At 59.4% G+C, this 10,327-nt stretch carries 9 protein-coding genes; 4 read left to right on the top strand and 5 right to left on the bottom strand.

What is annotated here, in order from left to right; genetic code table 11:
• Positions 1–72 precede the first annotated feature (72 nt).
• The 3 genes from ACW9HW_RS26150 to ACW9HW_RS26140 all read right to left on the bottom strand — a co-directional run bounded on the left by ACW9HW_RS26150 (position 73) and on the right by ACW9HW_RS26140 (position 3,356).
• Positions 73–828, bottom strand: a complete 756-nt coding sequence (locus ACW9HW_RS26150; protein WP_095193067.1) for a DeoR/GlpR family transcriptional regulator — start codon at positions 826–828, stop codon at positions 73–75.
• 95 nt (positions 829–923) lie between these two features.
• Complete coding sequence (gene glpK, locus ACW9HW_RS26145) at positions 924–2,429, bottom strand: glycerol kinase GlpK (RefSeq protein ID WP_137803864.1); 1,506 nt, start codon at positions 2,427–2,429, stop codon at positions 924–926.
• Between the two features lie 75 nt (positions 2,430–2,504).
• Entirely contained in the window at positions 2,505–3,356 is an 852-nt protein-coding gene (locus tag ACW9HW_RS26140; RefSeq protein WP_095193069.1) for an MIP/aquaporin family protein, read from the bottom strand.
• A 359-nt stretch (positions 3,357–3,715) separates the two neighbouring features.
• On the opposite strand from ACW9HW_RS26140, the gene ybaK reads away from it, so the two are divergent.
• On the top strand, positions 3,716–4,186 hold the full coding sequence (gene ybaK / locus ACW9HW_RS26135; protein WP_095193070.1) for a Cys-tRNA(Pro) deacylase: 471 nt from the start codon (positions 3,716–3,718) through the stop codon (positions 4,184–4,186).
• Between the two features lie 172 nt (positions 4,187–4,358).
• Positions 4,359–5,141, top strand: a complete 783-nt coding sequence (locus tag ACW9HW_RS26130) for a PhzF family phenazine biosynthesis protein (RefSeq protein ID WP_457402172.1) — start codon at positions 4,359–4,361, stop codon at positions 5,139–5,141.
• A 115-nt stretch (positions 5,142–5,256) separates the two neighbouring features.
• Here ACW9HW_RS26130 and ACW9HW_RS26125 read toward each other — a convergent pair whose 3' ends face one another.
• Positions 5,257–6,366 carry an ABC transporter ATP-binding protein gene (locus tag ACW9HW_RS26125; RefSeq protein ID WP_457402170.1) on the bottom strand — a complete coding sequence of 370 codons (1,110 nt, stop codon included), beginning with the start codon at positions 6,364–6,366 and terminating at the stop codon, positions 5,257–5,259.
• Complete coding sequence (gene argF, locus ACW9HW_RS26120) at positions 6,363–7,283, bottom strand: ornithine carbamoyltransferase (RefSeq protein WP_137803869.1); 921 nt, start codon at positions 7,281–7,283, stop codon at positions 6,363–6,365. Before argF ends, ACW9HW_RS26125 begins: the two co-directional genes overlap by 4 nt.
• A 454-nt stretch (positions 7,284–7,737) precedes the next feature.
• Here argF and ACW9HW_RS26115 point away from each other — a divergent pair, with 454 nt between their 5' ends.
• A complete protein-coding gene (locus tag ACW9HW_RS26115) occupies positions 7,738–9,846 on the top strand; it encodes a molybdopterin oxidoreductase family protein (protein WP_095193074.1) in 2,109 nt (702 codons plus the stop codon).
• Positions 9,847–9,943: 97 nt separating this feature from the next.
• Positions 9,944–10,285 (top strand): Grx4 family monothiol glutaredoxin, encoded by a 342-nt coding sequence (grxD, locus tag ACW9HW_RS26110; protein ID WP_007938922.1) that lies wholly within the window; start codon positions 9,944–9,946, stop codon positions 10,283–10,285.
• The last annotated feature ends 42 nt before the right edge of the window (positions 10,286–10,327 follow it).

Below are 10,327 nucleotides of genomic sequence, written 5' to 3'. Positions count from 1 at the left end.
GTTCAGCGTAACCCTTGTGGGAGCGAGCCTGCTCGCGAAGGCGTCGTGACAGACGACGAAGAGGTGGGGGGGTTAAACGACTTCCAGCCGAATCTTGTGCTGATTCAATAGCTGTGTGAGCGCTGGCACGGGCTGTTGATCGGTGACCAGGCAATCGATCAGGCTGATCGGCCCCAGTCGGATCATGGCGTTACGCCCGAACTTGCTGGAGTCGGCGGCGAGGATCACTTTGCGGGCGTTGGCGATGATCGCCTGGGACACCCTCACTTCCTGATAATCGAAATCCAGCAGGCTGCCATCCTCATCGATGCCGCTGATGCCGACCAGGGCGAAGTCGACCTTGAACTGATTGATGAAGTCGACACTGGCCTGACCGACCACGCCACCATCGCGTCGCACGTTGCCGCCGGTCAGCAGAACGTCGAAATCGTCCTTGGCGCTGAGCATCGAGGCCACGTGCAGGTTGTTGGTGATGATCTTCAGATGGCTGTGATTGAGCAATGCGCGGGCGATGGATTCGGTGGTGGTGCCGATGTTGATGAACAGCGAGGCGTGATCGGGGATCTGCGCCGCAATGGCTTCGCCGATCCGTTGCTTCTCATCGCGCATCTGATCGGCGCGCATGGCGTAGGCGGTGTTTTCGACACTGGAATCGTAAGCGGCGCCGCCGTGGTAGCGACGCAGCAGATTGGCTTCCGCCAGTTGATTGATATCGCGGCGGATGGTTTGCGGAGTAACGACGAACAGCGTGGCCATTTCCTCGATGCTGACATAGCCGCGCTCGCGGACCAGTTCGAGGATTTGCTGCTGACGGGGAGGCAGATTCATGGGGCGTCCTTTGGGCTGCCGTGCAAAATTCGCCCATGATGCCGCACGAATCCTCTCCCTGCCAGTTACATGCAGATTCCAGTCTGAGTCGTGGCTTATTCAGCCCCTTCCTGTGGCTCCCAGTCGCGGGTGCGGCTGACGGCTTTTTTCCAGCCGGCGTAGAGTTTTTCCTTCGCCGTTTCGTCCAGTGTCGGTTCGAACTGGCGCTCGATCACGGCCTTGCCGCGCAACTCTTCCAGGCTGCCCCAGAAACCGCAGGCCAGGCCCGCCAGATAAGCAGCGCCCAGCGCCGTGGTTTCGCGCATTTGCGGGCGCTCGACCTGGGTGCCGAGAATGTCGGCCTGGAACTGCATGAGGAAGTTGTTCGCGACTGCACCGCCATCCACGCGCAGGGCCTTGAGGCGTTCGCCGGCGTCCTGCTGCATGGCATCGAGCACGTCGCGGGTCTGGTAGGCAATCGACTCCAGTGCAGCACGGATGATGTGATCCACGCGCACGCCACGGGTCAGACCGAACAGCGCGCCACGGGCATAGGGGTCCCAGTACGGGGCACCGAGGCCGGTGAAGGCGGGGACCAGGTACACGCCGTTGCTGTCCTTGACCTTGTTGGCGAAGTATTCGGTGTCGTGGGCGTCGTTGATGATCTTCAGTTCATCGCGCAGCCACTGCACGGTGGAGCCACCATTGAACACCGCGCCTTCGAGTGCATAGGCCACTTCGCCACGGGGGCCACAGGCGATGGTGGTGAGCATGCCGTGGTTGGATTTTACGGCTTTGTCGCCGGTGTTCATCAGCAGGAAGCAACCGGTGCCGTAGGTGTTTTTGGCCTGACCGGCTTCGACGCACATCTGGCCGAAGAGTGCCGCCTGCTGGTCGCCGGCAATACCGCCGATGGCGATACCGCTTTTGGTGTGACCGTAGATTTCGGAAGAGGATTTCACCTGCGGCAGCATTTCCCGCGGGATATCCAGCAGCTCCAGCATCTTCGCGTCCCACTCCAGGGTGTGGATGTTGAAGAGCAGGGTGCGCGAGGCGTTGGTGTAATCGGTGACGTGCACCTTGCCGCCGGTAAATTTCCAGATCAGCCAGCTGTCGACCGTGCCGAACAGCAATTCGCCGTTGCGTGCGCGTTCACGACTGCCTTCGACGTTGTCGAGGATCCACTTGAGCTTGGTTCCGGAGAAATACGGGTCGGTGACCAGGCCGGTGGTTTCGCTGATGTACTGCTCGTGGCCATCGCGTTTGAGCTGCTGACAGATTTCGGTGCTGCGTCGGCACTGCCAGACGATCGCGTTGTAGATCGGGCGGCCGGTGTTCTTGTCCCACACCACGGTGGTTTCACGCTGGTTGGTGATACCGATGGCTGCTACCTGATCGTGATGCAGGCCGGCTTGCGCCAGGGCCTCGACCATCACCGCGCTCTGGGTGGCGAAGATTTCCATCGGGTCATGTTCGACCCAACCGGCTTGTGGGTAATGCTGCGCGAATTCGCGCTGTGCGGTGCAAACCACGTTCGCATCGCGGTCGAAAATGATCGCGCGGGAGCTGGTCGTACCCTGATCGAGGGCAATGATGTAGTTCTTATTCTGAGTGTCGGTCATGTCGATTGCCTTGGACGAAAAAAGGGGGTGAGGTCTGGCGCGCGATCTATTTGGCAGGATCATGCGCCAACGGTATCAAGAAATTCTCGGTTTGCCGTCAACGGCCGGTGTTGAGTCCTGCGTAGCTGATACGGCGCTCGGCAGATGGCGGGCGATGACCCCGCGATAAGCCGCGGCACCGAGGCAGGCACCGACGATCGGTGCAAAAACCGGAATCAGGAAATACGGGATATCACGTCCGCCGGTGAAGGAAATGTCGCCCCAACCGGCGAAAAAAGTCATCAGTTTAGGGCCGAAGTCACGGGCCGGGTTCATCGCGAAACCGGTCAGTGGCCCCATCGAACTGCCAATCACCGCAATCAGCAGGCCGATCAGCAGTGGCGCCAGCGGGCCATTGGGCAAACCATTGTTATCGTCGGTCAATGACATGATTACGCCCATCAGAATGGCCGTGATGATGACTTCGACCAGAAAGGCCTGGGATGTGGACAGGCTCGGGTTGGGGAAGGTGGAAAACACCGACGCCAATTCAAGGCTGGCTTCGGTGCCGCGAACCATATGGTGAGTTTGTTCGAAATCGAAGAACAGATTGCTGTACAGCGTGTACACCAGCAAGGCACCGCAAAAGGCGCCAGCCACCTGGGCGAAAATGTAAAACGGCAGTTTGCGCTTTTCAAAGTCGGCAAAAATGCTCAGCGCGATGCTGACGGCAGGATTGAGATGAGCGCCGGAAATCCCCGCCGTCAGGTAGATCGCCATGCTGACGCCGACACCCCAGATAATACTTATTTCCCACAGGCCGAAGCTGGCACCCGCGACCTTGAGCGCGGCAACGCAACCGGTACCAAAGAAGATCAGCAGCGCAGTGCCCAGGAACTCGGCCATGCATTGGCTCGAGAGCGACGGTTGTTGTAAAGCAGTTGTCATTGAAACCTCATTTTTTTTCTTGTCTGGCGCTTGCGCTCCAACAGGGTCAAAGCGCGTTTTTCACCGAGGCAGAATCCCCATCCTGTTCCCGGTTTACAGCTGGGCACTGCGGTAAGACTTTTCGTACAGTTTCATAAACGAAAAAATATAGACAAGAAACACTGCTGTCAAAGGTCGAAAGTGAACCATTGGTCACAAAGTAACTATTAGTTCTATGAATGATTGCGTTGTTGAGCAGCCAAAAACGACTCAATGGCGCGTGCCTGACATTTTGTAACGGCGGTGCGATAGAGCCTTTTGTGGATCAATGTCCTAGAATCCGGCGCAGTATTTTTACTGCCGCCATGTCTGGAGCTGTCATGACACCCGCATTGGATTTGCTGAAAAAGGTTCGGGCCGAACACCGAGTGCACAGTTATGAACATGACCCGAAGGCTGCGTCCTATGGGTTAGAGGCCGCGGAAAAACTCGGGTTGGACCCGGCGCAGGTGTTCAAGACCCTGCTGGCGGCCAGTGAAAAAGGCGAGTTGCTGGTGGCGGTGGTGCCGGTGAGGGGCAGTCTGGATCTGAAAGCCCTGGCCCAGGCGGCCGGAGTGAAAAAAGTCGAAATGGCCGACCCGGCCGCCGCACAACGCTCGACGGGTTATCTGTTGGGGGGCATCAGCCCGCTGGGGCAGAAAAAGCGTTTGCGCACCTTTATTGATCATTCAGCCCAGCCTTTCTCCAGCATCTTTGTGAGCGCCGGTCGTCGTGGCCTGGAAGTCGAACTGGCCCCAGCCGTACTGGCCGAACATACCCAAGCAAAATTCGCTGATATCGGCCGTGCCTGAGGCTAGCCGCAGAACGTTAATCATTGTAGGAGCGAGCATGCTCGCGATGGACTCAAGGACACTGCGGGGAATCAGAAGGCGCGCGTTATCGTTAACGACCCTCGCGAGCGAGCTCGCTCCTACAAAAATCTTTCAGCGAATTCATGCGGTGGCCTGACAAAGGGAGAATGTTATGCAGCTCGAGTTTCATCAGGTCGACGCGTTCAGCGACCGACCGTTCAGTGGTAACCCGGCGATGGTCTATCGGCTGGATGCCTGGCTTGCCGATGAGTTGATGCAAAAAATCGCCGCCGAGCACAATCTGGCCGAAACGGCTTTTGTCGTGCGTGAAGGGCAGGGCTGGCACATTCGCTGGTTTACCCCGACCACCGAAGTGCCGTTGTGCGGTCACGCGACCCTGGCCAGCGCTTATGTTTTGTTTGAAATCTACAAGGAGCCCGTCGAGCGCCTGGATTTCACCTGCAAGTCCGGCCCGCTGAGCGTGAGTCGTGAGGGTGGGCGTCTGTGGCTGGATTTTCCAGCGATCGTGCCATCGGAAGTGGGCGTGACCCTGGACGTCGATCGCGCGTTAGGCGTGGAAGCCGTCGATGTGCTGGGTTCGAATGAGTTGTTTGTGGTACTCGAATCCGAACAGGCCGTGCTCGATTGTCAGCCGGACATGGTTGCCTTGGCGAAGCTGCCTTGGCTGGGTGCCATCGTCACCGCCCGGGGCAGCAAACACGATTTCGTGTCGCGCTACTTTGCCCCGGCCATCGGCATCAATGAAGACCCGGTAACCGGATCGACTCATTGCAGTCTGATTCCGTATTGGGCCAGGCGCCTGGGCAAATCGAGCCTGACGGCTTACCAGTGCTCGACTCGCGGTGGAGAACTGTTCTGCCGGCTGGAAGGGGATCGGGTGAAGATTGGCGGGAATGCGACGCTGGTGGCCAATGGAACCCTTTTTCCAGGTTAGAAACCGACCAGTGTGGGAGCGAGCCTGCTCGCGAAGGCGATGTGTCAGCCGGCGATGATTCGACTGACAATCCGCTTTCTCGAGCAGGCTCGCTCCCACATTGGGTCTGTGCTTATCAGCTGGCGGTGCTGTAGCGCCGAACTCCGGATTCCACGACCGGGATCTGCGCGGCGATGCTGCTGGAGGCTTGAAACAACACCAGATGTTCCGCCGCGACACGAATGCCAACCTCAGCGCCGACCAAATGATCGACATGGCTCGGGAAGATCGATTCCAGTTGTGCGCCGGTCGGCATCTGCAGGCGATACAACGTCGATGCACCCTGGAACGATTTGCCCACGATCCGCGCCCTCAAGCTGCTGTCTGGGGCATAAACGATATCATCGGGACGCAGCAGCACATCCACCGCGCCACCGACCGGCCAGGTGTAGGCACGGTTACCGCGCAATTCACCCAGTTCGGTCTGCACCGACTCCGGGCTGCTCAGCTGGCCGCGGATGAAATAGCCCTGGCCGATGAAGCTGGCCACATACGGTGTCAGCGGTTCGTGGTACAGGTTGTACGGCGTATCCCATTGTTCCAGCCGGCCTTCCTTGAACACGCCGACGTGATCGCTGACTGCGAAAGCTTCTTCCTGATCGTGGGTGACCAGAATCGCGCTGGTGCCTCGGGCCTTGAGAATGTCACGAACCTCGTGGCTGAGCTTGCGGCGCAATTCACCATCAAGGTTGGAGAACGGTTCGTCCAGCAGCAACAGTTGCGGTTCCGGCGCCAGGGCGCGGGCCAGGGCGACACGTTGTTGCTGACCACCGGAAAGCTCATGGGGGAAGCGTTTGCCGAGGTTCTTCAGGTTGACCAGTTCCAACAGCTCTTCGACGACGCGATCCTTTTGCGGATGCTTGCGAATGCCGAAGGCGATGTTGTCGGCCACGCTCAAATGCGGAAACAGTGCGTAGTCCTGGAACACCATGCCGATGCGACGTTTCTCCGGTGCGAGGGTGAAACCGGCGCTGGAGATCGTCTCGCCCGCCAGTTGGATGTCACCTTCGTGCACCGGTTCGAAACCGGCAATGGCCCGCAGGGTGGTGGTCTTGCCGCAGCCGGAAGAGCCCAGCAGGCAACCGATGTCGCCGGCGTTCAAATGCAGGTTGAGGTTTTGCACCACGCGCTGGTCTTGATAGCCGCAGGCGAGGTTGCGCAGGTTAAGCAGTAATGGCTGGCTCATGCGTGGTGGTACGCCGGCTCGACGAGAAACTCGAGCAGGGCCTTTTGTGCGTGAAGACGGTTTTCAGCTTGATCCCAGGCCACCGAACGCGGGTCGTCGAGCAGGTCGACGCTGATTTCTTCACCACGATGGGCCGGCAGGCAATGCATGAACAACACGTCGCTGGCGGCCAGGTCGAGCAGGGCGCGGTTGACCTGATACGGGGCGAACAGCTGCAGGCGCTTGGCGGTTTCTTCTTCCTGGCCCATGGAGGTCCAGACGTCGGTGCTCACCAGATGGGCGCCGCGCACGGCGTCTTTCGGATCGCGAACGATGGTCACTCGATCGCCGGCCAGAGCCACGAATTTCGGGTTCGGCTCGTAGCCTTCCGGGCAGGCGATGCGCAACTGGAAGTCGAACTGGATCGCCGCTTCTATATAGCTGTTGCACATGTTGTTGCCATCGCCGATCCAGGCCACGGTCTTGCCCTGGATGGAGCCGCGGTGTTCGAGGAACGTTTGCATATCGGCCAGCAACTGGCACGGGTGCAGATCATCGGACAGACCGTTGATCAGCGGGACGCGCGAATTGGCGGCGAATTCGGTCAGGGTGCTGTGGGAAAAGGTACGGATCATCACCGCATCAAGCATGCTCGACATGACGATGGCGGCATCGCTGATCGGCTCGCCCCGGCCCAGTTGGGTGTCGCGCGGCGACAGGAAGATCGCCTGGCCACCGAGCTGGATCATGCCGGCTTCGAACGAAATGCGGGTGCGGGTCGAGGATTTTTCGAAAATCATCCCGAGCACGCGGTTTTTCAGGGGCTCGAACAGTACACCGCGGTTACGCAGGTCTTTGAGCTCAACGCCTCGACGGATCACGCTGACCAGCTCTTCGGGCGTGCAATCCATCAGGGAGAGAAAGTGCCTTGCGCTCATCATTGACTACCTTTTTGCTACAAACCGCAGATGCTCAAAGCCTTGTTTAACGGAACAACGGGCGAGACCTGCGGCGTAAGCCGCACGGGGCGACGAAATAGGGGAAGGCGCGATCTTATAATTAAATGTCGCGTCTTACCAATAGGGCTACGGTTTTTAGGGGATTTCAGAGGGGCTACGGGATAACCGCAGTAGCGCTTATGAAGCCTGTTTTCGGACGGCAGCCAAGCATTTGTACACCGCGCCTGCGCAGCTTGGCAATCGAACGGGGCGGTGGCGGCGCGCTGGCGGTCGGTTTTTGACCTGTTGTCCGCTGCTGATCCCCCGGGCTCATCCGCTGGCCTGATGGCCGTCAATTCACAAGACGAACGTCGCTGGCGCGGCAGCGGTGCAAGCGCCATAGTTTTGTTCCCGCGGCCGAAATCGCCCGCCCAGAACAAGACAGAGACTGGCCATGACCAAGACTCTCCATCACCGTGCCTGCCACCTGTGTGAAGCCATCTGCGGCCTGACCATCGAAACCACCGAGGTCGAGGCCGGCAATGTGCAGATCACTTCGATCAAGGGCGATCCCCAGGATACGTTCAGTCGCGGGCACATTTGCCCCAAGGCTGTCGCCCTGCAAGATATTCAGAACGATCCGGATCGCCTGCATCAACCGATGCGGCGGGTGGGCAGCGAATGGCAGCCCATCGAGTGGGAAGATGCTTTCAATCTTGTGGCCGAACGCCTGTCTGCGATTCAGGCGCGTCATGGGCAAAACGCGGTGGCGGTTTATCAAGGCAACCCCAGCGTGCACAACTATGGGCTGATGACCCACAGCAATTACTTTCTTGGCCTGCTGAAAACCCGCAATCGTTTTTCCGCAACGTCGGTCGACCAATTGCCCCATCACCTGACCAGTCATTTGATGTACGGCCACGGTTTGTTGCTGCCGATCCCGGACATCGATCACACCGACTTCATGCTGATTCTCGGTGGCAACCCGCTCGCGTCCAACGGCAGCATCATGACCGTGCCGGATGTGGAAAAACGCTTGAAAGCGATTCAGACCCGGGGCGGTAAAGTCGTGGTCGTCGACCCGCGTCGCAGCGAAACGGCGGCCATTGCCGACCAGCATCTGTTTGTGCGCCCGGGTGGTGATGCGGCGTTGTTGTTTGGCCTGCTCAATACCTTGTTTGCCGAAGGCCTGACCTGCGACAGTCATTTGCCGGTGGACGGTCTGGATGAAGTGCGCAGGGCAATCGCCCATTTCACTGCCGAGGCCATGAGTCCGTTGTGCGCGGTGCCGGCCGAACAGATCCGCCAATTGGCGCGGGATTTCGCCGCAGCGCCGAGCGCGGTTTGCTATGGCCGCATGGGTGTCTCGACCCAGGCATTCGGCACGCTGTGTCATTGGTTGGTGCAGTTGATCAACCTGGTCACCGGCAACCTCGATCGTGTGGGGGGGGCCTTGTGCACTGAGCCGGCGGTAGATCTGGTGGCCTCCACGTCGGGTGGGCATTTCAATCTGTGGCAGAGCCGGGTGTCCGGGCTTCCGGAGTACGCTGGCGAACTGCCGGTGTCGGCGCTGGCCGAAGAGATGCTGACCGAAGGGGAAGGGCAGGTTCGGGCGCTGATCACCGTGGCGGGCAACCCGGTGTTGTCCACGCCGAACGGCCGTCAGCTGGAACAGGCGCTGGACGGGCTTGAGTTCATGGTCAGTGTCGACTTGTACATCAACGAAACCACGCGTTACGCCGACCTGATCCTGCCGTCCACCTCGGCGCTGGAAAACGATCATTACGACACGACATTCAATATGTTCGCGGTACGCAACGTCAGTCGTTTCAACCGGGCTATTCTGCCCAAGCCCCAGGGGGCGTTGCACGACTGGGAGATATTCGTCGGGCTGGCGAAGGCATTCGCCACGAAAACCGGCAAGGACTTGAAGCCGACCATCCCCCCGGCCCAAATGATCGATCGTGGCTTGCGCATGGGCCTGTATGGCGATGTGTCGGAGCATCAGCTGTCGTTGACGACCCTGTTCGACCATCCCCATGGTGTCGATCTGGGGCCGCTCAAGCCCAACCTGGCTCCGCGCCTGAAAACCGCCAATCAGCATGTCCAGGCCGCCCCGGTCGAGATCCTCGCCGACCTGGCCCGTTTCGCAGCATTGCAGGCACCAGCCGCCGATGAGTTGTTGATGATCGGTCGCCGACATGTGCGCAGCAACAATTCGTGGATGCACAACTATCACCGTCTGGTGAAGGGCAAGCCGCGCCATCAGTTGTTGATGCACCCGGATGACCTGGCCAGTCGCGGACTGAGCGACGGTCAGCGAGTGCGGGTGAGTTCGCGGGTCGGGGTGATTGAAGTGGAAGTGCTGGGCAGTCTGGATATGATGAAAGGAGTGGTGAGCCTTCCGCACGGTTGGGGCCATGCGCGACCGGGCGTGCAAATGACCATTGCCAGCGGCCAGCCGGGCTCCAGTGCCAATGACCTGACAGACGAATGTCAGCTCGATGAGTTGTCGGGGAATGCGGCGTTGAATGGCGTTCCGGTGACCGTGGCGGCGGCTTGATCGTATCTGACGGAGAGACCGAGCATGGCCCTCGGCTTTCCGTTACAATGCGCCACCGTGCCGACCCATGAGTCGGAAAGTTCAGCCGAGGTGCTCCATGGATATCATCGAAACGATTAAAGAGCAGATTGCCAACAACACCATTCTGCTTTACATGAAAGGCTCTCCGAATGCCCCGCAGTGCGGCTTCTCCGCGAAAGCCGCGCAGGCTGTGATGGCTTGTGGTGAGAAGTTTGCGTACGTGGACATCCTGCAGAACCCGGAAATCCGCGCCAACCTGCCAAAATACGCCAACTGGCCAACCTTCCCGCAACTGTGGGTCGCTGGTGAGCTGGTCGGCGGTAGCGACATCATGACCGAAATGTCCGCTGATGGTTCGTTGCAGGCGCTGATCAAAGACGCTGCCGCTAAAGCTGCAGCTGCAAAAACCGAAGCCTGATCTGCTTATGTGGGAGCGAGCCTGCTCGCGAATGCGGTCTGC

The sequence above is a fragment of the Pseudomonas sp. SDO5532_S415 genome (genome assembly GCF_054071155.1).
The sequence above is the reverse complement of the archived record's forward strand: the minus strand, read 5'-3'. Positions and strand labels throughout refer to the sequence as shown.

Coding starts and splice junctions, on each gene's coding strand:
- argF (WP_137803869.1), bottom strand. CDS start 7,283: ATGAGCGCAAGGCACTTTCTCTCCCTGATGGATTGCACGCCCGAAGAG.
- ACW9HW_RS26150 (WP_095193067.1), bottom strand. CDS start 828: ATGAATCTGCCTCCCCGTCAGCAGCAAATCCTCGAACTGGTCCGCGAG.
- grxD (WP_007938922.1), top strand. CDS start 9,944: ATGGATATCATCGAAACGATTAAAGAGCAGATTGCCAACAACACCATT.
- ybaK (WP_095193070.1), top strand. CDS start 3,716: ATGACACCCGCATTGGATTTGCTGAAAAAGGTTCGGGCCGAACACCGA.
- ACW9HW_RS26115 (WP_095193074.1), top strand. CDS start 7,738: ATGACCAAGACTCTCCATCACCGTGCCTGCCACCTGTGTGAAGCCATC.
- ACW9HW_RS26130 (WP_457402172.1), top strand. CDS start 4,359: ATGCAGCTCGAGTTTCATCAGGTCGACGCGTTCAGCGACCGACCGTTC.
- ACW9HW_RS26140 (WP_095193069.1), bottom strand. CDS start 3,356: ATGACAACTGCTTTACAACAACCGTCGCTCTCGAGCCAATGCATGGCC.
- glpK (WP_137803864.1), bottom strand. CDS start 2,429: ATGACCGACACTCAGAATAAGAACTACATCATTGCCCTCGATCAGGGT.
- ACW9HW_RS26125 (WP_457402170.1), bottom strand. CDS start 6,366: ATGAGCCAGCCATTACTGCTTAACCTGCGCAACCTCGCCTGCGGCTAT.